At 68.5% G+C, this 25,094-nt stretch carries 36 protein-coding genes; 34 read left to right on the top strand and 2 right to left on the bottom strand.

Annotated elements, in window-relative coordinates:
- Window positions 1-35 precede the first annotated feature (35 nt).
- The 34 genes from N798_RS05745 (at window position 36) to N798_RS05910 (ending at window position 23,786) form a co-directional block, all read left to right on the top strand.
- Window positions 36-569: a GNAT family N-acetyltransferase gene (locus N798_RS05745; protein WP_156971633.1), complete on the top strand. Its 534-nt coding sequence runs from the start codon at window positions 36-38 to the stop codon at window positions 567-569.
- Between the two features lie 415 nt (window positions 570-984).
- Window positions 985-1,359, top strand: coding sequence for a 30S ribosomal protein S12 (rpsL, locus tag N798_RS05750; RefSeq protein ID WP_035913344.1), 375 nt, complete (start codon window positions 985-987; stop codon window positions 1,357-1,359).
- Window positions 1,359-1,829, top strand: coding sequence for a 30S ribosomal protein S7 (gene rpsG, locus N798_RS05755; protein ID WP_035946945.1), 471 nt, complete (start codon window positions 1,359-1,361; stop codon window positions 1,827-1,829). Before rpsL ends, rpsG begins: the two co-directional genes overlap by 1 nt.
- A 123-nt stretch (window positions 1,830-1,952) precedes the next feature.
- Window positions 1,953-4,070, top strand: coding sequence for an elongation factor G (gene fusA / locus N798_RS05760; protein WP_035946946.1), 2,118 nt, complete (start codon window positions 1,953-1,955; stop codon window positions 4,068-4,070).
- A gap of 164 nt (window positions 4,071-4,234) precedes the next feature.
- On the top strand, window positions 4,235-5,431 hold the full coding sequence (gene tuf, locus N798_RS05765) for an elongation factor Tu (RefSeq protein ID WP_035946948.1): 1,197 nt from the start codon (window positions 4,235-4,237) through the stop codon (window positions 5,429-5,431).
- Window positions 5,432-5,693: 262 nt separating this feature from the next.
- Window positions 5,694-6,263, top strand: a complete 570-nt coding sequence (locus N798_RS05770) for a hypothetical protein (RefSeq protein WP_035946949.1) — start codon at window positions 5,694-5,696, stop codon at window positions 6,261-6,263.
- 123 nt (window positions 6,264-6,386) lie between these two features.
- Window positions 6,387-7,475, top strand: a complete 1,089-nt coding sequence (locus N798_RS05775) for a YihY/virulence factor BrkB family protein (protein WP_052116963.1) — start codon at window positions 6,387-6,389, stop codon at window positions 7,473-7,475.
- 367 nt (window positions 7,476-7,842) lie between these two features.
- A complete protein-coding gene (gene rpsJ / locus N798_RS05780; RefSeq protein ID WP_009775966.1) occupies window positions 7,843-8,151 on the top strand; it encodes a 30S ribosomal protein S10 in 309 nt (102 codons plus the stop codon).
- A 10-nt stretch (window positions 8,152-8,161) separates the two neighbouring features.
- A complete protein-coding gene (gene rplC, locus N798_RS05785) occupies window positions 8,162-8,818 on the top strand; it encodes a 50S ribosomal protein L3 (protein WP_035946951.1) in 657 nt (218 codons plus the stop codon).
- A 5-nt stretch (window positions 8,819-8,823) separates the two neighbouring features.
- Window positions 8,824-9,792 carry a 50S ribosomal protein L4, sunset domain variant gene (rplD, locus tag N798_RS05790; RefSeq protein ID WP_035946953.1) on the top strand — a complete coding sequence of 323 codons (969 nt, stop codon included), beginning with the start codon at window positions 8,824-8,826 and terminating at the stop codon, window positions 9,790-9,792.
- A complete protein-coding gene (gene rplW, locus N798_RS05795; RefSeq protein ID WP_035946954.1) occupies window positions 9,789-10,097 on the top strand; it encodes a 50S ribosomal protein L23 in 309 nt (102 codons plus the stop codon). The genes rplD and rplW overlap by 4 nt, the downstream gene beginning before the upstream one ends.
- A gap of 31 nt (window positions 10,098-10,128) precedes the next feature.
- Window positions 10,129-10,965, top strand: coding sequence for a 50S ribosomal protein L2 (rplB, locus tag N798_RS05800; RefSeq protein ID WP_035946956.1), 837 nt, complete (start codon window positions 10,129-10,131; stop codon window positions 10,963-10,965).
- Between the two features lie 17 nt (window positions 10,966-10,982).
- Window positions 10,983-11,264 (top strand): 30S ribosomal protein S19, encoded by a 282-nt coding sequence (rpsS, locus tag N798_RS05805; protein WP_009775961.1) that lies wholly within the window; start codon window positions 10,983-10,985, stop codon window positions 11,262-11,264.
- Between the two features lie 35 nt (window positions 11,265-11,299).
- Entirely contained in the window at window positions 11,300-11,668 is a 369-nt protein-coding gene (gene rplV, locus N798_RS05810; RefSeq protein WP_035947152.1) for a 50S ribosomal protein L22, read from the top strand.
- A complete protein-coding gene (gene rpsC, locus N798_RS05815; RefSeq protein ID WP_035946958.1) occupies window positions 11,668-12,489 on the top strand; it encodes a 30S ribosomal protein S3 in 822 nt (273 codons plus the stop codon). Before rplV ends, rpsC begins: the two co-directional genes overlap by 1 nt.
- Window positions 12,489-12,908: a 50S ribosomal protein L16 gene (rplP, locus tag N798_RS05820; protein ID WP_035946960.1), complete on the top strand. Its 420-nt coding sequence runs from the start codon at window positions 12,489-12,491 to the stop codon at window positions 12,906-12,908. The genes rpsC and rplP overlap by 1 nt, the downstream gene beginning before the upstream one ends.
- Entirely contained in the window at window positions 12,908-13,156 is a 249-nt protein-coding gene (gene rpmC, locus N798_RS05825) for a 50S ribosomal protein L29 (RefSeq protein ID WP_035946961.1), read from the top strand. The genes rplP and rpmC overlap by 1 nt, the downstream gene beginning before the upstream one ends.
- Window positions 13,153-13,455, top strand: a complete 303-nt coding sequence (rpsQ, locus tag N798_RS05830) for a 30S ribosomal protein S17 (protein WP_084100165.1) — start codon at window positions 13,153-13,155, stop codon at window positions 13,453-13,455. The genes rpmC and rpsQ overlap by 4 nt, the downstream gene beginning before the upstream one ends.
- Window positions 13,456-13,558: 103 nt before the next feature.
- Entirely contained in the window at window positions 13,559-13,927 is a 369-nt protein-coding gene (rplN, locus tag N798_RS05835) for a 50S ribosomal protein L14 (RefSeq protein WP_035913313.1), read from the top strand.
- Window positions 13,928-13,930: 3 nt separating this feature from the next.
- The gene (rplX, locus tag N798_RS05840) at window positions 13,931-14,278 is read left to right on the top strand and encodes a 50S ribosomal protein L24 (RefSeq protein WP_035946962.1); all 348 of its coding nucleotides are present in this window, start codon (window positions 13,931-13,933) and stop codon (window positions 14,276-14,278) included.
- 5 nt (window positions 14,279-14,283) lie between these two features.
- Entirely contained in the window at window positions 14,284-14,850 is a 567-nt protein-coding gene (gene rplE / locus N798_RS05845; RefSeq protein WP_035946964.1) for a 50S ribosomal protein L5, read from the top strand.
- 1 nt (window position 14,851) lies between these two features.
- Complete coding sequence (locus N798_RS05850) at window positions 14,852-15,037, top strand: type Z 30S ribosomal protein S14 (RefSeq protein WP_035946966.1); 186 nt, start codon at window positions 14,852-14,854, stop codon at window positions 15,035-15,037.
- A gap of 159 nt (window positions 15,038-15,196) precedes the next feature.
- Window positions 15,197-15,595, top strand: coding sequence for a 30S ribosomal protein S8 (gene rpsH / locus N798_RS05855; RefSeq protein ID WP_035946967.1), 399 nt, complete (start codon window positions 15,197-15,199; stop codon window positions 15,593-15,595).
- A gap of 11 nt (window positions 15,596-15,606) precedes the next feature.
- Window positions 15,607-16,143: a 50S ribosomal protein L6 gene (rplF, locus tag N798_RS05860; protein WP_035946968.1), complete on the top strand. Its 537-nt coding sequence runs from the start codon at window positions 15,607-15,609 to the stop codon at window positions 16,141-16,143.
- Between the two features lie 3 nt (window positions 16,144-16,146).
- Complete coding sequence (gene rplR / locus N798_RS05865) at window positions 16,147-16,521, top strand: 50S ribosomal protein L18 (protein ID WP_035946970.1); 375 nt, start codon at window positions 16,147-16,149, stop codon at window positions 16,519-16,521.
- Between the two features lie 43 nt (window positions 16,522-16,564).
- The gene (gene rpsE, locus N798_RS05870; protein ID WP_035946971.1) at window positions 16,565-17,230 is read left to right on the top strand and encodes a 30S ribosomal protein S5; all 666 of its coding nucleotides are present in this window, start codon (window positions 16,565-16,567) and stop codon (window positions 17,228-17,230) included.
- Entirely contained in the window at window positions 17,230-17,412 is a 183-nt protein-coding gene (gene rpmD / locus N798_RS05875) for a 50S ribosomal protein L30 (protein WP_035946972.1), read from the top strand. The genes rpsE and rpmD overlap by 1 nt, the downstream gene beginning before the upstream one ends.
- A gap of 2 nt (window positions 17,413-17,414) precedes the next feature.
- Window positions 17,415-17,900 carry a 50S ribosomal protein L15 gene (gene rplO, locus N798_RS05880; protein ID WP_052116978.1) on the top strand — a complete coding sequence of 162 codons (486 nt, stop codon included), beginning with the start codon at window positions 17,415-17,417 and terminating at the stop codon, window positions 17,898-17,900.
- A 211-nt stretch (window positions 17,901-18,111) separates the two neighbouring features.
- Window positions 18,112-19,428 (top strand): preprotein translocase subunit SecY, encoded by a 1,317-nt coding sequence (gene secY / locus N798_RS05885; protein WP_035946974.1) that lies wholly within the window; start codon window positions 18,112-18,114, stop codon window positions 19,426-19,428.
- Window positions 19,428-20,003, top strand: coding sequence for an adenylate kinase (locus N798_RS05890; RefSeq protein WP_035946976.1), 576 nt, complete (start codon window positions 19,428-19,430; stop codon window positions 20,001-20,003). Before secY ends, N798_RS05890 begins: the two co-directional genes overlap by 1 nt.
- Window positions 20,004-20,151: 148 nt before the next feature.
- Window positions 20,152-21,126 carry a hypothetical protein gene (locus N798_RS05895; RefSeq protein WP_156971634.1) on the top strand — a complete coding sequence of 325 codons (975 nt, stop codon included), beginning with the start codon at window positions 20,152-20,154 and terminating at the stop codon, window positions 21,124-21,126.
- 132 nt (window positions 21,127-21,258) lie between these two features.
- Window positions 21,259-21,792: an NADPH-dependent FMN reductase gene (locus tag N798_RS05900; protein ID WP_229708340.1), complete on the top strand. Its 534-nt coding sequence runs from the start codon at window positions 21,259-21,261 to the stop codon at window positions 21,790-21,792.
- Window positions 21,793-21,875: 83 nt separating this feature from the next.
- Window positions 21,876-22,724: a type I methionyl aminopeptidase gene (gene map / locus N798_RS05905; RefSeq protein WP_035946982.1), complete on the top strand. Its 849-nt coding sequence runs from the start codon at window positions 21,876-21,878 to the stop codon at window positions 22,722-22,724.
- 39 nt (window positions 22,725-22,763) lie between these two features.
- Complete coding sequence (locus N798_RS05910; RefSeq protein WP_035946984.1) at window positions 22,764-23,786, top strand: LLM class flavin-dependent oxidoreductase; 1,023 nt, start codon at window positions 22,764-22,766, stop codon at window positions 23,784-23,786.
- 16 nt (window positions 23,787-23,802) lie between these two features.
- Here N798_RS05910 and N798_RS05915 read toward each other — a convergent pair whose 3' ends face one another.
- Both N798_RS05915 and N798_RS05920 read right to left on the bottom strand, forming a co-directional pair.
- Window positions 23,803-24,372 (bottom strand): dihydrofolate reductase family protein, encoded by a 570-nt coding sequence (locus tag N798_RS05915; RefSeq protein ID WP_035946985.1) that lies wholly within the window; start codon window positions 24,370-24,372, stop codon window positions 23,803-23,805.
- Complete coding sequence (locus N798_RS05920; protein ID WP_035946988.1) at window positions 24,372-25,031, bottom strand: dihydrofolate reductase family protein; 660 nt, start codon at window positions 25,029-25,031, stop codon at window positions 24,372-24,374. Before N798_RS05920 ends, N798_RS05915 begins: the two co-directional genes overlap by 1 nt.
- Window positions 25,032-25,094 lie beyond the last annotated feature (63 nt).

Genomic DNA, 25,094 nt, shown 5'->3' on the forward strand with positions numbered 1-25,094 from the left:
TCAGGCACACAGGGCAGGGGTGAGAGGGTGTGCGCATGCGTGACGACATGATCATCCGGCGCGAGCGGCCCGAGGACGCCGCGGCGGTGGCGGCGCTCCACGACGACGCGTTCGTGCGCGTCGAGGGGGCGGCGCGCTCGGTCGAGTCGAGCCTCGTCGACGAGCTGCGCGGCGACGGTGACGTCATCGACGAGCTCACCTTCGTCGCCGAGCTCGACGGCGAGGTCGTCGGCCACGTCCTCTGCTCGGCCGCGACGCTGGGGGAGGGGGCCTCGGTCGGGCTCGGTCCCATCGCCGTCACCCCGGCCCTCCAGCGGCAGGGCATCGGAGCCGCGCTCATGGCGTCGGTCATCGCCTCGGCCGAGCAGCGTGGCGACGCGGCCATCGTGCTGCTCGGCGACCCGGACTACTACGGGCACTTCGGCTTCCGCCCGGCAGTCGAGCTCGGCATCGGCTCACCTGGCCCGTGGGAGGACCGCTACTTCCAGGTCAAGACGCTGCGCGCCTGGCGCCCCGAGCTGGCCGGACCGTTCCGCTACGCGCCGGCCTTCGAGCGCCTCGAGGCCTGAGCGGCCCACCCGTTGCGTCCGCAACTGTGGTGGCCGGGCCGTCATTCCTGCGGACGTTGGCGGTGCCTCAGCCGCAGCGTCCGCAACTGTGGTGGCCAGAGCGTCATTCCTGCGGACGCAAGTGCCGCCTGATTCCGCCCGGGACGATTTGGTGGGCACCCGGCATACCGGTATCGTGGAGAACCGTGTCTGGCTAGGACCAGAGCACACGTGCCCAGTGCGAGAGCGCAGGGCCGCCCACCTCTCGCCGGGCGCCCCACCCACAGAACGAGTCGACACCGTCGATGCGGCCTGTGACGGGGAGTGCAGGGGAGAGCACCCGGTGCGACACACCCGACCGCGGGGGTCGAGCGCCGGGCATCCAAGGAGTCGCGGCAGCCGCCGTGGCATCGACCAGACAGACAAAGGATCCAGGTTGCCTACCATCAACCAGCTGGTGCGCAAGGGCCGGCAGGACAAGACCTCGAAGGTCTCCACTCCTGCCCTCAAGGGCTCGCCGCAGCGCCGCGGTGTGTGCACGCGCGTGTACACCACCACCCCCAAGAAGCCGAACTCCGCGCTCCGCAAGGTCGCGCGCGTCAAGCTCACCTCGGGCATCGAGGTCACGGCCTACATCCCCGGTGAGGGCCACAACCTCCAGGAGCACTCGATCGTGCTCGTCCGCGGTGGCCGTGTGAAGGACCTCCCCGGCGTCCGCTACAAGATCATCCGTGGCTCGCTCGACACCCAGGGTGTCAAGAACCGCAAGCAGGCTCGCAGCCGCTACGGCGCCAAGAAGGAGAAGAAGTAATGCCTCGTAAGGGCCCCGCTCCGAAGCGCCCCCTCGTCATCGACCCGGTCTACCAGAGCCCGCTCGTGACCCAGCTCGTCAACAAGATCCTCCTCGACGGCAAGAAGTCCATCGCCGAGACGATCGTCTACGGCGCCCTCGAGGGTGCCCGCGAGAAGACCGGCACCGACCCGGTGCTGCTCCTCAAGCGCGCGCTGGACAACATCAAGCCGACCCTCGAGGTCAAGTCCCGCCGCGTCGGCGGTGCGACCTACCAGGTCCCGATCGAGGTCAAGCCCAACCGCGCCACGACCCTGTCGCTGCGCTGGCTGGTCGGCTACTCGCGTCAGCGTCGTGAGAAGACGATGACCGAGCGCCTCATGAACGAGATCCTCGACGCCTCCAACGGTCTCGGCGCCGCAGTCAAGCGCCGCGAGGACACGCACAAGATGGCCGAGTCCAACCGGGCCTTCGCGCACTACCGCTGGTGACAGCGACCGGTATGCCGGCCGCCCACCCGGGCGGCCGGCATACCGGGATCGCGGTCAGACACGGCCGCACACAGCACGACCGCACAGCAGAACTTCCGCAACGAGCGAGATGAGACAACCGCAGTGGCACTCGACGTCCTGACGGACCTGACCAAGGTCCGCAACATCGGCATCATGGCGCACATCGACGCCGGCAAGACGACGACGACGGAGCGCATCCTCTTCTACACCGGCGTCAACCACAAGATCGGCGAGACGCACGACGGCGCCTCGACGACCGACTGGATGGAGCAGGAGAAGGAGCGCGGCATCACGATCACGTCGGCCGCCGTGACCTCCTTCTGGAACAACAACCAGGTCAACATCATCGACACCCCCGGTCACGTCGACTTCACCGTCGAGGTCGAGCGCTCGCTGCGCGTCCTCGACGGCGCCGTCGCCGTCTTCGACGGCAAGGAAGGCGTCGAGCCCCAGTCCGAGACCGTGTGGCGTCAGGCCGACAAGTACGACGTCCCCCGCATCGCGTTCGTCAACAAGATGGACAAGCTGGGCGCGGACTTCTACTTCACCGTCCAGACCATCAAGGACCGTCTCGGCGCCGAGCCGCTCGTCATCCAGCTGCCGATCGGCGCGGAGAACGACTTCATCGGTGTCATCGACCTCGTCGAGATGCGTGCCCTCGTGTGGCCCGGCGACGCCAAGGGTGACGTCACCATGGGCGCCAAGTACGAGGTCCAGGAGATCCCCGCGGACCTCCAGGCCAAGGCCGAGGAGTACCGCCACCACCTCATCGAGCGCGTCGCCGAGTCCGACGACGACCTCATGGAGAAGTACCTCGGTGGCGAGGAGCTCACGGTCGCCGAGATCAAGGCCGGCATCCGCAAGCTCACCGTCACCTCGGAGCTCTACCCGATCCTCTGTGGCTCGGCGTTCAAGAACCGCGGTGTCCAGCCGATGCTCGACGCGGTCGTCGACTACCTCCCGTCCCCGCTCGACGTCCCGCCGATGGTGGGTCACAAGCCGGGCGACGAGGCCACCGAGATGACCCGCAAGCCGAGCAAGGACGAGCCGTTCTCGGCCCTGGCCTTCAAGGTCGCGGCGCACCCGTTCTTCGGCACGCTCACCTTCATCCGCGTCTACTCCGGTCGCATCGCCGCCGGCTCGCCGGTCGTCAACACGACCAAGGGCCGCAAGGAGCGCGTCGGCAAGCTCTTCCAGATGCACGCCAACAAGGAGAACCCGGTCGAGGAGGCGCTGGCGGGTCACATCTACGCCGCGATCGGCCTCAAGGACACCACCACCGGTGACACCCTGAGCGACCCGGACCACCAGATCGTCCTCGAGTCGATGTCGTTCCCCGACCCGGTCATCCAGGTCGCGATCGAGCCCAAGACCAAGGGTGACCAGGAGAAGCTCTCCACGGCCATCCAGAAGCTCTCGGCCGAGGACCCGACCTTCCAGGTCCACCTCGACGAGGACACGGGCCAGACGATCATCGCCGGCATGGGCGAGCTCCACCTCGACATCCTCGTCGACCGCATGAAGCGCGAGTTCAAGGTCGAGGCCAACGTCGGCAAGCCGCAGGTCGCCTACCGCGAGACCATCCGTCGCACGGTCGAGAAGCACGACTACACCCACAAGAAGCAGACCGGTGGATCCGGTCAGTTCGCGAAGGTGCAGATCAGCCTCGAGCCCCTCGACACCACCGAGGGCGGCGAGCTCTACGAGTTCGAGAACAAGGTCACCGGTGGTCGCGTCCCGCGCGAGTACATCCCCTCGGTCGACGCCGGTATCCAGGACGCCATGCAGTACGGCGTGCTCGCCGGCTACCCGCTCGTCGGGATCAAGGCCGCGCTGCTCGACGGTGCGTACCACGACGTCGACTCCTCGGAGATGGCGTTCAAGATCGCCGGGTCGATGGCGCTCAAGGAGGCCGTCCGCAAGGCCGACCCCGTGATCCTCGAGCCGATGATGGCCGTCGAGGTGCGTACGCCCGAGGAGTACATGGGCGACGTCATCGGCGACATCAACGCGCGCCGTGGCCACATCCAGGCCATGGAGGACATCAGCGGCGCCAAGGTCGTCAAGGGCCTCGTCCCGCTGTCGGAGATGTTCGGCTACGTCGGCGACCTCCGGTCGAAGACCCAGGGCCGGGCGAACTACTCGATGGAGTTCGACTCCTACGCCGAGGTTCCCAAGTCCGTGGCCGAGGAGATCATCGCCAAGACCCGGGGCGAGTGACCGCTAGACTGGTCGCTGGTCCGGACAACTGAACGACACGGCACACGGCATCGACCGTCCTGCCCCGTCGGTCACCATCCAGAACAACCAATCCCAAGTACGACGCCACGTCCCGCCCGGTCGTAAGGCGTAACACCCAAGAAGAGTCCTGAGGAGGACATCAAGTGGCGAAGGCAAAGTTCGAGCGGACCAAGCCGCACGTCAACATCGGCACCATTGGTCACATCGACCACGGTAAGACGACGCTGACGGCTGCGATCTCCAAGGTCCTGCACGACAAGTACCCGGACCTGAACCCGCAGTTCGCGTTCGACGACATCGACAAGGCGCCCGAGGAGAAGCAGCGCGGTATCACCATCTCCATCGCGCACATCGAGTACCAGACCGAGAAGCGTCACTACGCGCACGTCGACTGCCCCGGTCACGCGGACTACGTCAAGAACATGATCACCGGTGCTGCGCAGATGGACGGTGCGATCCTCGTCGTCGCCGCCACTGACGGCCCGATGCCGCAGACGAAGGAGCACGTCCTCCTGGCCCGCCAGGTCGGCGTCCCCTACATCGTCGTGGCGCTCAACAAGGCCGACATGGTCGACGACGAGGAGATCCTCGAGCTCGTCGAGATGGAGGTCCGTGAGCTCCTGTCCGACTACGAGTTCCCGGGCGACGACCTGCCCGTCGTCAAGGTCTCGGCGCTCAAGGCGCTCGAGGGTGACGCCGAGTGGGGCAACACCGTCCTCGAGCTCATGGACGCGGTCGACGAGTCGATCCCGGAGCCCGAGCGCGACGTCGACAAGCCGTTCCTCATGCCCGTCGAGGACGTCTTCACGATCACCGGTCGTGGCACCGTCGTCACCGGTCGTATCGAGCGCGGCATCCTCAACGTCAACGAGGACATCGAGATCGTCGGCATCCACCCGGGTCCGGCCGCCAAGACCACGGTCACCGGCATCGAGATGTTCCGCAAGCTCCTCGACGAGGGTCGCGCCGGTGAGAACGTCGGCCTCCTCCTTCGTGGCACCAAGCGCGAGGACGTCGAGCGCGGGCAGGTCATCTGCAAGCCGGGCTCGATCACCCCGCACACGAACTTCGAGGCGAACGTCTACATCCTCTCCAAGGACGAGGGCGGCCGTCACACGCCGTTCTACGACAACTACCGCCCGCAGTTCTACTTCCGCACCACGGACGTCACCGGCGTCGTCTCGCTGCCCGAGGGCACCGAGATGGTCATGCCCGGTGACAACACCGAGATGTCGGTCGAGCTCATCCAGCCGATCGCCATGGAGGAGGGCCTCAAGTTCGCCATCCGCGAGGGTGGCCGGACCGTCGGCGCCGGCCGCGTCACCGCGATCACCAAGTGATCTGACGCCGGTCGAGCCGCAGGCTCACCATCGAGAAGGGCCCCGTCTGCTTCGGCAGGCGGGGCCCTTCCGCATCTCCCGCTCGTGGGCCCGTCGGACGGCGTCGTATGCCGTCCGCCCACCTCCGCGCATGCCCGTCCAGACCGCGCCCGGACCCACAGGTTCGTGACAGGTTCGCCATGGCCCCGCCCAAGGCCCTGCACCCACTGTGGAGGGAGCACGGTCGACCACACCCGGTCGGCTCCGACGAGAGGAACCCCTCATGCCCAGGATCACGACCACCAACGTCCTCGCCGGCGTGGCCGGCGCCGCCGCCGTCACGCTCGCCGGCTTCGGCGCCAACGCCGCGCTCGCCGAGAGCACGCCGACGCCCGCGCCGTCCTCGTCGACGTCGACCGAGCAGCCCGGCACCCCCACCGACGGCCACGGTCGCGGAGGCCGCGGCCACGGCGGCATGAAGGGCGCCGACGGGGCCGCGCTCGCCGTGGCCCTGGGCATCGACGAGGCCGAGGTCGAGGCCGCCATCGAGAAGGTGCGCGAGGCCAACCGGCCCACCGAGAAGCCCGCCGAGGGCACCGCGCCGAGCGAGGCCGACCGCGAGGCCAGGCGGACGGCATACGTCACGGCCCTGGCCAAGGAGCTCGGGATCACCGAGGACGAGCTCACCGCGGCCCTCGACAAGGTGCGCGACGCGCACCAGGCCGAGCACCGAACGCGGCTGGGGGAGCGGCTCGACGAGGCCGTCTCCGACGGCACGCTCACCGCCGCCGACAAGGCGTCGGTCCTCAAGGCGTTCGACGCCGGCGTGCTCGGCGGTGGCGGACCCCGCTGACGCTGCGCGGCCACGCACGACGACAGCCCTCGCGGGACAGGGAGCCGCGGGGGCTGTCGCGTGCCCTGGGAGGGCAAGGGCTCGAGGCGCATGCCGCCTCCGTCCCGTGGGTACGGTCGACGCATGGCTCACGAAGGCGCAAGCTCGACCAAGGCACGGACCGCACCCGACGAGAACTCGGACGCCAAGCCCGACTCCTTGGGTGACATCACCAAGCCGTCGTGGAAGTACACGGCCAAGAAGGCCTGGGCGGAGTTCACCGCGGACGGCTGCACCGACCTCGCGGCCGCGCTGACCTACTACTCCGTCCTGTCGCTCTTCCCCGCGCTGCTCGCGCTCGTCTCCCTGCTCGGCGTCTTCGGGCAGGGCGAGAGCACGACGACCGCGCTGCTCGACATGGTGCGCGACCTCGGGCAGGCCAACGCGGCGGACCAGCTCGAGGGGCCGATCAACCAGATGACGCAGGCCAACGCGGCCGGCCTCGCCCTCGTCGCCGGTCTCGCCGGAGCGCTCTGGTCGGCGTCGGGCTACGTCGGCGCGTTCGGGCGGGCCATGAACCGGATCTACCAGATCGACGAGGGCCGCCCGTTCTGGAAGCTCCGCCCGGTCCAGCTGCTCATCACCCTCGTCGGCGTGATCATGGTGGCCCTCGTGCTCGTGGCGCTCGTCGTCAGCGGGCCGCTCGCCGAGACCGTGGGGGAGACGATCGGCCTCGGGTCGAGCGCCGTGACCGCCTGGAACATCGCCAAGTGGCCGGTCATCCTCCTCGTCGTCGTCATCCTCGTCGCGCTGCTCTACTACTCCACGCCCAACGTCAGGCAACCGACGTTCCGGTGGATCAGCGTCGGAGCGGCGATCGCCATCGTCGTGTGGGTGCTCGCCTCCGTGCTCTTCGGGTTCTACGTCGCGAACTTCGGCTCCTACAACAAGACCTACGGCTCCCTCGCCGGCGTCATCGTCTTCCTCCTGTGGCTCTGGATCACCAACCTCGCGCTCCTCTTCGGCGCCGAGGTCGACTCCGAGCTCGAGCGTTCGCGTCAGCTCCAGGCCGGCATCGAGGCCGAGGAGACCCTCCAGCTCCCCCCTCGCGACGTCACCGCGTCCGAGAAGCGGCGCCGCCAGCACGAGGAGCACCTCGAGGAGGGCCGCCGCCTGCGCGAGCAGGCCTCGGTGGACGACGACGAGTCTCCGACCCGGGGCACGCGCCCCTGACGGAGCGCTCCCGACGCGCCACGAGAGCGGGTATGCCGTCCGCTCTCGGCCCGATTTGGTAGGTCGCCGCAGCCTCTGGCACACTTGTGAAGTTGCTTGGTGCGGGACGCCGTCCCCTCGACCCGGTCGAGGAGACACCGAACCGCCACTGCACGTGACAACGCATCGAACCGGCCACGCCGGGGCGACACACGGCAGGCCAGAGCAGCTCCGGAATCCCGGAGCTTCGATCCATCCGACGAACACACGCAGGACGCGTATGCCGTCGGGCCGCGGAGCGGGCGCGACACGCCCGACCTCGGGGGTCGGACTGGGAACCGGCCAGAGACAGAAGTAAGAAGACGGCGAGAGAGAGACGGAAGCCAAGATGGCGGGACAGAAGATCCGCATCCGCTTGAAGTCGTATGACCACGAGGTCATCGACAACTCGGCGCGGAAGATCGTCGACACGGTGACCCGTGCCGGCGCGACGGTGGTCGGCCCTGTGCCGCTGCCCACGGAGAAGAACGTCTTCGTGGTCATCCGTTCGCCGCACAAGTACAAGGACAGCCGCGAGCACTTCGAGATGCGCACGCACAAGCGCCTCATCGACATCATCGACCCGACGCCCAAGGCCGTCGACTCGCTGATGCGACTCGACCTGCCGGCTGACGTCAACATCGAGATCAAGCTCTGAGGGTTGACTGATGACTGACATTGCTACCAAGACCGTGAAGGGCGTGCTGGGCAAGAAGCTCGGCATGACCCAGGTGTGGGACGCCGACAACAAGCTCGTCCCCGTCACCGTCATCGAGGCAGGCCCCTGCGTCGTCACGCAGGTGCGCAACGCCGAGACCGATGGCTACAGCGCCGTCCAGATCGCCTTCGGTGCGATCGACCCGCGCAAGGTGACCAAGCCGCTCACCGGCCACTTCGAGAAGGCCGGCGTCACGCCGCGCCGCCACCTCGTCGAACTCCGCACCGCGGACGCCGCCGAGTACTCGCTGGGCCAGGAGCTCACCGCCGAGACGTTCGAGGCCGGTGCCTCGGTCGACGTCTCCGGCACCACCAAGGGCAAGGGCTTCGCCGGTGTCATGAAGCGTCACGGCTTCCACGGCGTCTCCTCCTCCCACGGTGCACACAAGAACCACCGCAAGCCGGGCTCCATCGGTGGCTGCGCCACCCCGGGTCGTGTCTTCAAGGGCATGCGCATGGCCGGCCGTATGGGTGGCGTGCGCCAGACCACCCAGAACCTCACGATCCACGCCGTGGACGCCGAGAAGGGCCTGCTGCTCGTCAAGGGCGCCGTCCCCGGTCCCCGCGGTGCGGTCGTGCTCGTCCGCAACGCCGTGAAGGGAGCGTGACCCGGATGGCCACCGCCAAGACCGTGAACGCTGACCTGCCCGCCGAGATCTTCGACGTGCAGACCAACGTCCCGCTCATCCACCAGGTCGTCGTCGCCCAGCTCGCCGCCGCGCGCCAGGGCACGCACTCGACCAAGACCCGCGGCGAGATCCGCGGTGGTGGACGCAAGCCGCACCGCCAGAAGGGCACCGGTCGCGCCCGTGCGGGCTCGACCCGCGCGCCGCACTGGACCGGTGGTGGTGTCGTGCACGGGCCGACGCCGCGTGACTACGCGCAGCGCACCCCCAAGAAGATGAAGGCCGCCGCCCTGCGTGGCGCCCTGTCCGACCGCGCCCGCAACGGCCGCATCCACGTCGTGGCCTCGCTCGTCTCGGGCGACGCCCCGTCGACGAAGGACGCCGCGGCGCTGCTGCTCGGCCTCACCGACCGCCCGAACCTGCTCGTCGTCCTCGACCGCAGCGACATCGTGTCGATGAAGTCGGTCCGCAACCTGGACCACGTCCACGTCATCGCGGTCGACCAGCTCAACACCTACGACGTCCTGTGCGCCGACGACGTGGTCTTCACCCAGGCCGCGCTCGACACGTTCGTCGCCGGTCCGGCCGCTGCGGTCAAGCCGCTCGACGCCGAGACCGCCGTCGTCACCGAGGCGCCCGCCGCCCCGGCCAAGGCCGAGAAGGCCCCGAAGGCGACCAAGGCCGCCAAGGTCGTCGAGACCGAGGCCGCCGAGGCCGACGCCGACGGTGGCTTCGGCCCCGACAGCGCCGCCGCCCTCGAGGACGGCTCCGCTCCCGCGGGCTTCGAGGTCAAGGGCAACAAGGACTCGATGAAGTACCACGTGCCCGGTTCGCGCTGGTACGACAACACCGAGGCCGAGGTGTGGTTCCGCACCGCTGAGGCCGCCAAGGCCGCCGGGTTCGTCCCGGCCGGTGGCGAGGCCGCTCAGCAGGTCTCCGAGGAGGAGGGCAAGTGAGCTCTGCATTCCAGGGGAAGAACCCCCGCGACATCCTGATCGCACCGGTCGTGTCCGAGAAGTCCTACGGGCTGCTCGACGAGGGCAAGTACACCTTCGTGGTCGACCCGCGTTCGAACAAGACCGAGATCAAGATCGCCGTCGAGCAGATCTTCAACGTCAAGGTCGACTCGGTCCACACGCTCAACCGCAAGGGCAAGACGCGCCGCACGCGCTTCGGCCTGGGCAAGCGCAAGGACACCAAGCGCGCGATCGTCACCCTCCGCGAGGGCACGATCGACATCTTCGGCAGCGCCGGCGCCTGAGAGACGACCGAGGAACTTAAGGAAACACGACATGGGTATCCGCAAGTACAAGCCGACGACGCCTGGCCGTCGCGGCTCCAGCGTCGCCGACTTCGTCGAGGTCACGCGCTCCACGCCCGAGAAGTCGCTCGTGCGCCCGCTCACCAAGAGCGGTGGCCGCAACAACAACGGCCGCATCACGACGCGTCACATCGGTGGTGGCCACAAGCGCGCCTACCGCCTCATCGACTTCCGTCGCCACGACAAGGACGGCATTCCGGCGAAGGTCGCTCACATCGAGTACGACCCCAACCGCACCGCCCGCATCGCTCTGCTGCACTACGCCGACGGTGAGAAGCGCTACATCCTGGCCCCCAAGGGTCTCGAGCAGGGCGCCAACATCGAGAACGGCCCCGGTGCCGACATCAAGCCCGGCAACAGCCTTCCGCTGCGCAACATCCCGACCGGTACGGTCGTCCACGCCGTCGAGCTCCGCCCCGGTGGCGGCGCGAAGATCGCGCGCTCGGCCGGCGTCCGCGTCCAGCTCGTCGCGAAGGACGGCCCCTACGCCCAGCTGCGTATGCCGTCCGGCGAGATCCGCAACGTCGACGCGCGCTGCCGCGCGACGATCGGCGAGGTCGGCAACGCCGAGCAGTCCAACATCAACTGGGGCAAGGCCGGCCGCATGCGCTGGAAGGGCAAGCGCCCGACCGTCCGTGGTGTCGTCATGAACCCGGTCGACCACCCGCACGGTGGTGGCGAGGGCCGCACCTCCGGTGGTCGCCACCCGGTGAGCCCGTGGGGCAAGCCCGAGGGCCGCACCCGCCGCCCCGGCAAGCCCAGCGACAAGATGATCGTCCGCCGACGCCGCACCGGCAAGAAGCGCTGACAAGGAGCCATTGACACATGCCTCGTAGCTTGAAGAAGGGCCCCTTCATCGACGACCACCTTCAGAAGAAGGTCGACGTCCAGAACGAAGCGGGCACCAAGAACGTCATCAAGACCTGGTCGCGCCGTTCGGTCATCAGCCCGGACATGCTCGGCCACACCCTCGCCGTCCACGACGGCCGCAAGCACGTCCCGGTGTTCGTCACCGAGTCGATGGTCGGCCACAAGCTCGGCGAGTTCGCACCCACGCGCACCTTCAAGGGTCACGTGAAGGACGACAAGAAGGGCCGGCGCCGCTGATGGCCACCAACACCACCCAGTCCGCCGAGGTCACCCTGGAGGCTCGGGCCCAGGCCCGCCACGTCCGGGTGACCCCGCAGAAGGCGCGTCGCGTCATCGACCTCATCCGCGGTCGCAACGCCAGCGAGGCCATCGCCACGCTGCGCTTCGCCCCGCAGTCGGCGTCCGACCCGATCCTCAAGGTCCTCGAGAGCGCTATCGCCAACGCCCGCGTCAAGACCGACAAGACGGCCGAGCGCTTCGACGAGCGCGAGCTCGTCATCACGTCGGCGTTCGTCGACGAGGGCGCCACGATGAAGCGTTTCCGTCCGCGCGCACAGGGTCGCGCGTCCCGCATCAACAAGCGCACGAGCCACATCACCGTGGTCGTCGCACCCAAGCCCAGCAAGGGAGGCAACCGCTAATGGGTCAGAAGGTCAACCCGCACGGCTTCCGTCTGGGTATCACGTCCGAGCACCGCAGCCGCTGGTTCGCTGACTCCACCAAGGAGGGTCAGCGCTACCGCGACTACGTCAAGGAGGACGTCGCCATCCGCAAGCTCATGTCCGAGGGCATGGAGCGCGCGGGCATCTCCAAGGTCGAGATCGAGCGCACCCGCGACCGCGTCCGCGTGGACATCCACACGGCGCGCCCGGGCATCGTCATCGGTCGTCGTGGCGCCGAGGCCGACCGCATCCGCGGCGAGCTCGAGAAGCTCACGGGCAAGCAGGTGCAGCTCAACATCCTCGAGGTCAAGAACCCCGAGACCGACGCGCAGCTCGTCGCCCAGGGCGTCGCCGAGCAGCTCTCTGCTCGCGTCTCCTTCCGTCGCGCCATGCGCAAGAGCATGCAGTCGGCGACGCGCGCCGGTGCCAAGGGCATCCGCGTGCAGGTCTCCGGCCGTCTCGGCGGCGCCGAGATGTCCCGCACCGAGTTCTACCGCGAGGGTCGCGTGCCGCTGCACACCCTTCGCGCGAACATCGACGTGGGCTTCTACGAGGCCCGGACCACCTTCGGCCGCATCGGCGTGAAGGTCTGGATCTACAAGGGTGACCTCACCGCGCGTGAGCTCGCTGCCCAGCAGGCCATCGCGCCTCGCCAGGGCCGTGGCCCGCGTCGTGACGGCGCCGACCGTCCCGCCCGCGCCCGTCGTGGCGACCGCGCCGAGAACACCGGCGCTGCGTCCACGGGTGAGGCCCCTGCCGCCACCACCCCGGCGGAGAACACCGAGGGAGCGTCCAGCTGATGTTGATTCCCCGTCGCGTCAAGCACCGCAAGCAGCACCACCCGGGTCGCTCGGGCGCTGCCAAGGGTGGGACGTCCATCGCCTTCGGTGACTACGGCCTCCAGGCCCTCGAGCCGGCCTACGTCACCAACCGTCAGATCGAGTCCGCGCGTATCGCGATGACTCGCTACATGAAGCGTGGCGGCAAGGTGTGGATCAACATCTACCCCGACCGCCCGCTCACCAAGAAGCCGGCTGAGACCCGCATGGGTTCCGGCAAGGGTTCGCCCGAGTGGTGGATCGCCAACGTCAAGCCCGGACGCATCATGTTCGAGATCTCCGGTGTGTCCGAGGAGGTCGCGCGCGAAGCCATGCGCCTGGCCATGCACAAGCTGCCGATGAAGTGCCGCTTCGTCCAGCGTGAGGGTGGTGACTTCTGATGGCAGTCGGTTCCAAGGACCTGATCTCCAAGGAGCTTCGTGGGTTCGACGACGAGCGTCTCGTCGACGAGCTGCGCAAGGCCAAGGAGGAGCTGTTCAACCTGCGGTTCCAGTCCGCGACCGGCCAGCTCGACAACCACGGCCGTCTGCGCGCCGTCCGCAAGGACATCGCGCGGATCTACACCGAGATGCGTGAGCGCGAGCTCGGCATCGGCTCCGCCCCGGCCGAGTCGGAGGAGAGCAAGTGAGCGACAACGTGAAGGACGAGAACGTGACCGGCGAGCAGACCGAGAGCACTCGGAACTACCGCAAGACCCGCCAGGGCTACGTCGTCAGCGACAAGATGGACAAGACCGTCGTCGTCGAGGTCGAGGACCGCGTCAAGCACGCCCTCTACGGCAAGGTCATGCGCCGCTCGGCCAAGATCAAGGCCCACGACGAGGAGAACACCGCCGGCATCGGCGACCGTGTCCTCATCATGGAGACCCGCCCGCTCTCGGCGACGAAGCGCTGGCGCCTCGTCGAGATCCTCGAGAAGGCCAAGTAAAGCTTTGCGGGGGGCTCCGGCCCCCCGCGACCCCCGAAGTTCGGCCAGGCTCTGCCGCCCTCAGGCCAGCAGAGAACCAGCACGACGTATAGGAGACAGATAAGTGATCCAGCAGGAGTCGCGAGTGCGCGTCGCCGACAACACCGGTGCCAAGGAGATCCTGTGCATCCGTGTTCTCGGTGGCTCGGGTCGCCGGTATGCCGGTATTGGCGACACGATCGTCGCCACGGTGAAGGACGCCATCCCCGGTGGCAACGTCAAGAAGGGCGACGTGGTCAAGGCCGTCATCGTCCGCACCAAGAAGGAGCGCCGTCGCGCCGACGGTTCCTACATCAAGTTCGATGAGAACGCCGCAGTGATCCTCAAGACCGACGGTGACCCCCGTGGTACCCGCATCTTCGGCCCGGTGGGCCGCGAGCTTCGAGACAAGAAGTTCATGAAGATCATCTCGCTGGCCCCGGAGGTGCTCTGAGCCATGGCGAAGTTCCGCATCAAGAAGGGTGACACCGTCCAGGTGCTCACCGGCAAGGACAAGGGTTCGACCGGCAAGGTCATCGCGGTCTACCGCGAGAACGACCGTGTCCTCGTCGAGGGCGTCAACCGCGTCACCCGCCACACCAAGGCCGGCCAGACTGCCCGTGGCAGCCAGACCGGTGGCCTCGTCGTGCAGGAGGCGCCGATCCACGTGAGCAACGTGCAGGTCGTCGACCCGTCCGACAAGAAGCCGACCCGTACCAAGACCCGCGTCGAGACCGTCGAGCGTGACGGACGCCAGAAGGCCGTCCGGACCCGCGTCGGCGTGCGCTCGGGCAAGGACCTGTGAGCCTGATGACTGAGACCACCACCGCGGTGACCCCGCGCCTCAAGCAGCGCTACGCGGACGAGATCCGCGCCGGCCTCCTCGAGCAGTTCGGCTACGCCAACGTCATGCAGGTTCCCGGCGTCGTCAAGGTCGTCGTCAACATGGGTGTCGGCGACGCAGCCAAGGACAGCAAGCTCATCGAGGGCGCGGTCCGCGACCTCACGGCGATCACCGGCCAGAAGCCGGTCGTCACCAAGGCGCGCAAGTCCATCGCCCAGTTCAAGCTGCGTGAGGGCATGCCGATCGGCACGCACACCACGCTGCGCGGTGACCGCATGTGGGAGTTCCTCGACCGCCTCATCGCGGTCGCGCTGCCCCGCATCCGCGACTTCCGTGGCATGAACCCCAAGCAGTTCGACGGCCGCGGCAACTACACCTTCGGCCTCACGGAGCAGTCGATGTTCCACGAGATCGACCAGGACAAGATCGACCGCGTGCGGGGCATGGACATCACCATCGTCACCACCGCGACGAACGACGACGAGGGACGCGCGCTGCTCAAGGCGCTCGGCTTCCCCTTCAAGGAGAACTGAGATGGCCAAGACCGCTCTTGTCAACAAGGCGAACAAGACGCCGAAGTTCAAGGTGCGCGGCTACACGCGCTGCCAGCGCTGCGGCCGTCCCCACTCGGTCTACCGCAAGTTCGGCCTGTGCCGGATCTGCCTCCGGGAGATGGCCCACCGCGGCGAGCTCCCCGGCGTGACCAAGTCGTCCTGGTGACGTCCCAGAACTGAACATCCCCGGTATGCCGTGGGGCCCTGCCCCGCGCACACCTCACCGCCGCGACCACGCGGCATACACACAAGACCATCTACATCGAAGGTCAGCCGGAGCTTTGGGCTCCGGATGAAACCACGGTGAGAAGGGCGGAGAAGCCCAATGACAATGACTGACCCGATTGCGGACATGTTGACCCGCGTCCGGAACGCCAACTCGGCGCACAAGGACACGGTCGCCATGCCGTTCAGCAAGCTCAAGTCGCACATCGCGGAGATCCTCGAGGCCGAGGGCTACATCTCCGGTTGGTCCGTCGAGGACGCCGAGGTCGGCAAGACCTTGACGATCAACCTCAAGTACGGCCCCAACCGTGAGCGCTCCATCGCGGGTGTGCGCCGCGTGTCCAAGCCCGGACTGCGCGTCTACGCCAAGTCCACCAACCTGCCCAAGGTTCTCGGTGGTCTCGGTGTCGCGATCATCTCGACGTCGTCCGGTCTGCTCACCGACAAGCAGGCCGCCAACAAGGGTGTGGGTGGGGAAGTCCTCGCCTACATCTGGTAAGGGGATCTGACATGTCGCGCATCGGACGTCTTCCGGTTGCCATCCCCTCGGGTGTCGAGATCAACGTCGAGGGCCAGACCGTCAAGGTCAAGGGTCCCAAGGGCGAGCTCGCGCACACCGTGGCGCAGCCGATCACGGTCGAGAAGACCGACGGCGAGGTCCAGGTGTCCCGGCCCAACGACGAGCGCGAGTCGCGTTCGCTCCACGGCCTGACCCGCTCGCTCATCAACAACATGGTCCTCGGTGTCACCGAGGGCTACGTCAAGAAGCTCGAGATCCACGGCACCGGTTACCGCGTGCAGAACAAGGGCGGTTCGCTCGAGTTCGCGCTCGGCTACTCGCACTCGATCACGGTCGAGCCGCCGCAGGGCATCACCTTCACCGTCGAGAACCCCACTCGGTTCCAGGTCGAGGGCATCGACAAGCAGCTCGTCGGTGAGGTTGCCGCCAACATTCGCAAGCTCCGCAAGCCCGACCCCTACAAGGGCAAGGGCGTGCGCTACGCCGGCGAGCACATCCGCCGCAAGGTCGGAAAGGCTGGTAAGTAAGCCATGGCAATGATCATCAAGCGCGCCAAGGGCAAGGTCGCCGCTCGCGGCCGTCGCCACGCTCGTCTGCGCAAGCAGGTCGCGGGCACGGCTGTCCGTCCCCGCCTGGTCGTGTCGCGCAGCTCGCGCCACGTCTTCGTCCAGGTCGTCGACGACACCGTGGGCAAGACCGTCGCCTCGGCGTCGACCATGGAGGCCGACGTCCGCTCGTTCGACGGTGACAAGACCGCCAAGGCCAAGAAGGTCGGCGAGCTCGTCGCCGAGCGTGCCAAGGCAGTCGGTGTCGAGGCCGTCGTCTTCGACCGTGGTGGCAACAAGTACCACGGTCGTGTCGCGGCCATCGCCGACGGCGCCCGCGAGGGTGGGCTGTCGCTGTGACCCACATGCTCTCCCACACCAGTGTTGAAATGAGGAACATCTGATGCCAGGACCCCAGCGTCGAGGCACCGGTCCCGCGTCCGACAACCGCAGCGACAACCGTGGCGGCGACCGTCGCGGTGGCCGCGGCGACGACCGTCGTGGCGGCGGTCGCGAGGCCGAGAAGAGCCAGTATCTCGAGCGCGTCGTGACCATCAACCGTGTCTCCAAGGTCGTCAAGGGTGGTCGTCGCTTCAGCTTCACCGCTCTCGTCGTCGTCGGTGACGGCGACGGCACCGTGGGCGTCGGCTACGGCAAGGCCAAGGAAGTTCCCGCCGCGATCGCCAAGGGTGTCGAGGAGGCCAAGAAGGAGTTCTTCAAGGTCCCGCGCATCCAGGGCACGATCCCGCACCCCGTCCAGGGTGAGGCCGCTGCCGGTGTCGTCATGCTCCGCCCCGCCAGCCCCGGTACCGGTGTCATCGCCGGTGGCCCGGTGCGTGCGGTCCTGGAGTGTGCCGGCATCCACGACGTGCTGTCCAAGAGCCTCGGCTCGGACAACGCCATCAACATCGTCCACGCGACCGTTCAGGCCCTCAAGGAGCTCGAGCGTCCGGAGTCCGTGGCTGCGCGCCGCGGCCTCCCCGTGGACCACGTCGCCCCCGCCGCAATGCTGCGCGCCCAGGCCGCCGGCATCGCCGAGGCCCGTGACGCCGCGAAGGCAGGTGCGTGATGGCCCGTCTCAAGGTGACCCAGACCCGTTCGGAGATCGGCGGCAAGCAGAACCAGCGTGACACGCTGCGCAGCCTCGGTCTCAAGCGCATCGGCGACGTCGTCGTCAAGGAGGACCGTCCCGAGATCCGCGGGATGGTCAAGACGGTGACGCACCTCGTCACCGTCGAGGAGGTTGAGTGATCATGGCCGACAAGAAGGCTGACGTGGAGCAGAAGGCCACCGCCCTCAAGGTCCACCACCTGCGTCCGGCCCCCGGAGCCAAGACCGCCAAGACCCGTGTCGGTCGTGGTGAGGGCTCCAAGGGCAAGACCGCCGGTCGCGGTACCAAGGGCTCGAAGGCGCGCTACCAGGTTCCGGAGCGCTTCGAGGGTGGCTCGACCCCCCTCCACATGCGTCTCCCGAAGCTGCGCGGCTTCAAGAACCCGTTCAAGACCGAGTACCAGGTCGTGAACCTCGACAAGCTGTCCTCGCTCTACCCGCAGGGTGGCGACGTCACGGTCGAGGACCTCGTGGCCAAGGGTGCGGTGCGTCGTGGCCACCTCGTCAAGGTGCTCGGCACCGGCGAGATCTCGGTCGCGGTCAACGTCACCGCCGACAAGTTCTCGGCGACCGCCAAGGAGAAGATCGAAGCCGCTGGCGGCTCGACCACCTCGGGCGAGTCCGCCTGAAGCTGAACCTGCATGGTTCGTATGCCGCAGGGCGCGGTTCCCGGAGGCGATCTCCGGAACTCGCTCTGCGGCATACGTCGTTTGTCCCCCTGTGAGGGCGGCGGTCGCTGACCGCCCTCCACACCGGGGTATCTTGTTCGTCGATCACCACGACGGTGTGGCCACAGCCGCACCGCACCGACGCGGCACCTGCCGCCCACCTGGAGGACCTGTGCTCACCGCCTTCGGCCGCGCGTTCAAGACGCCCGACCTGCGCAGGAAGATCCTGTTCACCCTCGCGATCATCGCGATCTACCGGCTCGGCGCCCACGTGCCGACGCCCGGTGTGAGCTACTCGCTCATCCAGGCGTGCCAGGAGGGTGCAGGCGACGCCAACGACCTGCTGGGTCTGGCGAACCTGTTCAGTGGTGGAGCGCTGCTCCAGCTGAGCATCTTCGCGCTCGGGATCATGCCCTACATCACGGCGAGCATCATCATCCAGCTGCTCACCGTCGTCATCCCGAAGTTCGAGGCCCTCAAGAAGGAGGGCCAGGCCGGGCAGGCGAAGATGACGCAGTACACGCGCTACCTCACGATCGCGCTCGCCGTCCTCCAGTCGGCCACGTTCATCACGTTCGCGCAGAACCCCTCGCAGCTGTTCGCCAACCCGGCTTGCACCAACATCCTCACGGACGACTCGATCGTCACGATCCTCATCATGGTGCTCACGATGACGGCCGGCACCGGCCTCGTCATGTGGCTCGGTGAGCTCGTCACCGACAAGGGTGTCGGCAACGGCATGTCGATCCTCATCTTCACGTCGATCGCCGCGACGTTCCCCGGTGCGCTCTGGGCCATCCAGCAGCGGGAGGGCCGCTGGGACATCTTCCTGGGGATCATCCTCATGGGCTTCGTCATCATCGCGCTCGTCGTCTACGTCGAGCAGAGCCAGCGCCGCATCCCGGTCCAGTACGCCAAGCGGATGGTGGGGCGTCGCGTCTACGGCGGCACCTCGACCTACATCCCGCTCAAGGTCAACATGGCCGGCGTCATCCCCGTCATCTTCGCGAGCTCGCTGCTCGCCCTGCCGACGCTTCTCGCGCAGTTCAACCGCAAGGCCGACGGCTCCAGCCCCGGCTGGGTGCAGTGGATCGACGCGAACTTCGCCGGCGGCGACACGTGGGAGTACGCGCTCACCTACATCCTGCTCATCCTCTTCTTCACGTTCTTCTACGTGTCGATCACGTTCAACCCGACCGAGGTCGCCGACAACATGAAGAAGTACGGCGGCTTCATCCCGGGTATCCGCGCCGGGCGACCCACGGCCGAGTACCTGCAGTACGTCCTCACCCGTATCACCGTCCCGGGTGCGATCTACCTCGCGCTGATCTCGATCATCCCGCTCATCGCCCTCGTGCTCGTCGGCGCCAACCAGAACTTCCCGTTCGGTGGCACGTCGATCCTCATCATCGTCGGCGTCGGTCTCGAGACCGTGAAGCAGATCGAGTCCCAGCTGCAGCAGCGCCACTACGAAGGGTTCCTCAAGTAATGACGTCCACGGGCAGGCGCCTCATCATCCTCGGACCCCCCGGTGCGGGGAAGGGCACGCAGGCTGCGCGCATCGCCGAGCACTACGGGATCCCGGCGATCTCCACCGGCGACATCTTCCGCGCCAACATCAAGAACGGCACCGAGCTCGGCAAGCAGGTGCAGGAGATCACCGCCTCCGGCGGCTACGTCTCCGACGACATCACCAACGCCATCGTCGAGGACCGCCTCAACGAGGACGACGCCCGCGAGGGCTTCCTCCTCGACGGCTACCCCCGCACGACCGGCCAGGTCACCGCGCTCGACTGGATGCTCGGCAAGCACGACCACGGGCTCGACAAGGTCCTCGCGCTCACCGTCGACGAGGACGCGGTCGTCACGCGCCTGCTCAAGCGGGCCGAGATCGAGGGTCGCGCCGACGACACCGAGGAGGTCATCCGCGAGCGTCAGGCGATCTACCGCCGCGAGACCGCCCCGCTCGTCGAGCTCTACGCCGAGCGCGGGCTCCTCGTCGAGGTCGACGGCCTCGGTGAGGTCGACGAGGTCACCGAGCGGATCATCGCCGCCCTGGCCTGACCTCCGCGCCTCACCTCTCGCCTCCCCAGCAGTCGAGAGTAGACAGAGCCCCGCCCCGTCCCCTCGGAGGCGGGGTTCTGTCTCCTCTCGACCGGCGCCTGTGGATGACGGGCCGACGAGGTGCGCGCTTTCGGCGACGCTCGTGGGCATGCGACCGCGGCCGTTGCCCGACGAGCTGGCGAGCGGGCCGTTCTCGACGGTCCGGGCCAGGGAGCTCGGGCTGCCCGCGATGCGCGTCTACCGCAGTGACCTCGTCCACCCGACGCACGGCGCGCACTCGCTCACGGAGCCGGTCACCCTCGCCGAGCGTGCGGTGGCCTACGCCGCGGGTATGCCGTCCGCCCGCGCGTTCTCGCACGTCACCGCCGCGCTCCTGCTGGGGCTGCCGCTGCCCATGCGGCTCGAGGCCGAGGCGCCGAGCGCCGGTCTGCACGTCATGGCGCCGACGTCGGACGGGTGGGTGGAGCGAGCAGGCTGCGTGGGACACCGCGGTCTGGAGAGCCGCAGGACCACGACGGTCCAGGGGATCGCGGTGGTCTCCGCGGCGGACACGTGGTGCGACCTGGGCGAGCTCCGGCGAGGAACAGTCGATGTCGACGACCTCGTCGTCGCCGGCGACGCCGCGGTGGCCCTCATCGACGCTCGCTCAGGGGTGCGGGTGAGAAGTGGGAGCGTCACGTCTCCCGGTGTGCGTGCGCTGCACGAGGCGCTGCACTCGCGGGTGAGGCCGCGGGGCAAGGTGATGCTGGCGGAGGCGCTCAGGCTGGTGCGGCCGCGCGTCGCGTCACCGATGGAGACGCGGTCGCGCCTGATGTTCGTGCGTGCCGGGTTCCCCGAGCCGGAGGTGAACGGCGTCGTGGTCGACGAGGCCGGCGAGTTCGTGGCCGAGGCAGACCTCCTCTGGCGCAGCCGGCGGGTCGTCGCCGAGTACCAGGGCGCCCCGCACGCCGAGATCCGGCGCCGCAGCGGGGACGAGGTCCGGCGCCGTCGGCTGGAGGCCCTCGGGCACACCGTCCGCGAGATCTTCTCCGAGGACGTGCACCGCACCCCGCGCCGGGTCGAGACCTTGCTCTTCATGGCGAGGGCTCTCGACGTGGATCCCGCCACGCTGCTCATCGCCTGACCCCGCCAGTCGAGAGTAGGGAGGTTCCCGCCCGAGGCCGACCGTGACGGGGTGTCTTCTACTCTCGACTGCTTGGGGAATGGGCGGACGGCATACGAGGTTGGTTGAACTGTGAATCAACTGAGCATCATCGTGTCCAGCACCCGCCCCGGCCGCATCGGCGACAAGGTCACCTCCTGGGTGAGCGAGCAGGCCGACGCCGAGCATTGGCAGGTCAAGGTCCTCGACCTCGCCGAGATCGACCTGCCGTTCTTCGACGAGGAGGACATGCCCCGCAACGGCAACTACGCCAAGCCGCACACGCAGGCGTGGGCGAGCGCGGTCTTCGAGTCCGACGCCATCGTCGTCGTGACGCCGCAGTACAACCGCAGCTTCCCGGCCCCGATCAAGAACGCCGTCGACTACCTCTTCGCCGAGTGGCAGTCCAAGCCGATCGGCATCGTCGGCTACGGGTGGTCCGGAGCCGGTGACGCGCGCGCCGACCTCGCCAAGGTGCTGACCCACGTCCAGGCCGACGTCGTCGGAGATCTGGGGCTGACCTTCCCCGAGCAGCTCACGGTCGACGGCTCCGTCGTCGACGCCGGGGAGGTCGCGACCGGTGAGCTCCGCTCGCTGCTCGCCGACCTGCACGCGAAGGTCGGCGACCTCGCCGACGCCCGTTCCTGACCCCTTCCGACCCACCCCTCCCGCGGCTCCCGCACCCCCAGAACGATTCGGGGAGTGGGAGCCGCGGCGGTAGGTTGCCCTCCATGGGACTGTTCGGACGTGAGCGCATCGAGGCCAAGACTCACGAGCAGGTGGTGCTCATGCGCGCCGCCGGGCTCCTCGTCGGTCGCACCCTCGAGCTCGTGCGCGACTCCGTCCGCGCCGGCATGACGACCAAGGAGCTCGACGCCCTGGCCGAGGCCCACATCCGCGACGGCGGCGGCACTCCGAGCTTCCTCGGCTACCACGGCTTCACCGGGACCCTCTGCACCTCGGTCAACGAGGAGGTCGTGCACGGCATCCCCGGCTCCCGCGTTCTTGAGGAGGGCGACCTGCTCTCGATCGACTGCGGCGCGATCGTCGAGGGCTGGCACGGCGACGCCGCCATCTCGGTCATCGTCGGCGGTCGTGAGGCCGGGCGTCCCGAGGACCTCGAGCTCATCGACGACACCGAGGCCTCGATGTGGGCCGGCATCGCCGCGCTCACCGTCGGGCAGAGCCTGTATGCCGTCGGCGCGGCCGTCGAGGACAGCCTCACCGAGGCGGGGGAGCGGCGTGGCCGTGAGTACGGCATCGTCGAGGACTACGTCGGCCACGGCATCGGCACGTCGATGCACATGGACCCGCAGGTCCCCAACTACCGCGTGAGCGGCAAGGGCCCGATCGTCGTCGACGCGACGACCGTGGCGATCGAGCCGATGGTGACTCTCGGCGACGAGGCCAACCGCGTCCTCGAGGACGACTGGACCGTCGTCACGAACGACGGGTCGCGCGCAGCCCACTGGGAGAACACCGTCGCTGCGACGTCGCAGGGCCTCTGGGTGCTCACGGCGGTCGACGGCGGCGAGGCCAGGCTCCGGGAGCTCGGCGCCCCCTTCGCGCCGCTCGCCTGACGGCGCGGAATGCCGACGACGGGGAGGCGTTGAACGGGCATGAAGCGCATCGGCTTTCTCTCCTTCGGCCACTGGAACCCGCACCCGCAGTCGGCGGTGCGAAGCGCCTCCGACGTGCTGCTCCAGTCGGTCGACCTCGCGGTCGCCGCGGAGGAGGTCGGGGCGGACGGTGCCTACTTCCGCGTCCACCACTTCGCCCAGCAGCTGGCCTCACCGTTCCCGCTGCTCGCAGCTGCGGGAGCCCGCACGAGCCGCATCGAGCTCGGCACCGGCGTCATCGACATGCGCTACGAGAACCCGCTCTACATGGCCGAGGACGCCGGCGCCGCCGACCTCCTCGCGGGCGGACGGCTCCAGCTCGGCATCAGCCGGGGATCGCCCGAGCAGGTCGTCGAGGGCTACCGCCACTTCGGCCACGACCCGCGCGAGGGCGAGTCCGATGCGGACATGGCGAGGCGGCACACGGCGAGGTTCCTCGAGGTCCTCGAGGGTGAGGGCTTCGCGAAGCCGAGCCCGCGGCCGATGTTCCCCAACCCGCCGGGCCTGCTGCGCGTGGAACCGCACAGCGAGGGCCTGCGCGACCGCATCTGGTGGGGCGCCGGGACGCGCGCGACGGCGCAGTGGACCGCCGCGCAGGGGATGAACCTCATGAGCTCGACACTGCTCACGGAGGACACCGGCGTGCCGTTCCACCAGCTCCAGGCCGAGCAGATCCAGCTCTTTCGCGAGGCCTGGCGGGAGGCCGGGTGGAAGCGCGAGCCGCGGGTGTCGGTGAGCCGGAGCATCTTCCCGCTCGTCAGCGCCGAGGACCACGCCTACTTCGGCGCCGACCGCGCGAGCAGTGACCAGGTGGGCATGATCGACGGCACCGTCGCGCGCTTCGGCAAGTCGTATGCCGGGGAGCCGGACGACCTCGTGCGTCAGCTCGCCGAGGACGAGGCGGTCGCTGCCGCCGACACGCTCCTGCTGACGATCCCGAACATGCTCGGGGTGGACTACAACGCCCACCTGATCGAGAGCATCCTGACCCACGTCGCGCCGGCCCTTGGTTGGCGCGACTGACGGCTCGGGAGAGCCCTCAGCGGCGCGGCACGTCGTAGACGAGCGCGACCGCGCCGCCGTCGAACGCGCGCTGCTCGCGCAGCACGAGGGATGAGGTCCACCCGTCGGGCAGCCACGGCAGACCACCGCCGGCGACGTGCGGCACGACGTAGGCCGCGACCTCGTCGACGAGCCCGGCGCGCAGGGCGTGCCCGGCGAGGGTCGGGCCACCGATGCTCACGTCGCCGGGGCTCTGGCGCACCAGGGCGGCGAGCCGGTCGAGATCGAGGTTCGGCCACACCTCGGTGCGTGGCTCGGCCGGCGGGTCGAGCGTCGTCGAGACCACGACCTTGTCCGCCCCGCGCCACAGTGCGGCGAACTCGTGGTGCTCGGGGGCGGCCTCGGGCTCGTCGTCCGCGGGCGAGTCCTGCCACCAGCGCATGACCTCCCACAGGCCGCGGCCGTAGACGAACGTGCCGACCTCGCGCTCGCGCTCGTTGACGAAGCCGTGGAGCTCGTCGCTGGGCATGGCCCAGTCGAAGGAGCCCGAGGCGTCGCGGGCGTAGCCGTCGAGCGAGACGAGCATGCCGTAGCGCAGGCGTCCCATCACCCCTCCTTGCGCTGGAAGAGGAGGTGGGTCACGCCCGAGGTGGGCGAGTGGACCGTCTCGATGTCGAAGCCGTCCTCGACACCCTCGAGGCCCTCCCACAGCGACACCCCACGGCCGAGGACGATGGGCACGAGCGCGACGTGCATGAGGTTGACGAGCCCGGCCGCGAGGAACTGCCGCACGGTGCTCGGGCCACCGCCGATGCGGACGTCGAGGCCGCCCGCGGCCTCCCGGGCCTGCGCCAGCACGTCCTCAGGCGTGCCGTCGACGAAGTGGAACGTGGTGCCACCTTCCATCTCCAACGGTGGTCGCGGGTGGTGCGTGAGGACGAAGACCGGCGTGTGGAAGGGCGGGTTGTCACCCCACCAGCCACGCCATCGGTCGTCGGTCCACGGCCCCGTCTGGGGGCCGAACTTGCCCCTGCCCATGATCTCCACGCCGACACTGCCGTCCCAGCCCGAGGAGACGAGAGCGTCGTCGATGCCGCGGCGCGCAGGCGCGTCGTCGTCGTGCACCTGTCGACCGAGACGAGTCGCACCGAACCAGTCCATGAGCCTGGAGCCTGCGTGGCCGAAGGGCGACTCGAGGGACTGTCCCTCTCCGGTCGAGAAGCCGTCGAGCGAGACACTGAACTGGGTGACCCTGACGAGGGACATGACCTCTCCTGACGTCGACTGATTGCGAAGGGCAACCACTCGCCACGTTAGAGTAGAGTGATT

Origin of the sequence: Knoellia flava TL1, assembly GCF_000768675.1 — a bacterium.
Classification (GTDB): Bacteria; Actinomycetota; Actinomycetes; order Actinomycetales; family Dermatophilaceae; genus Knoellia; species Knoellia flava.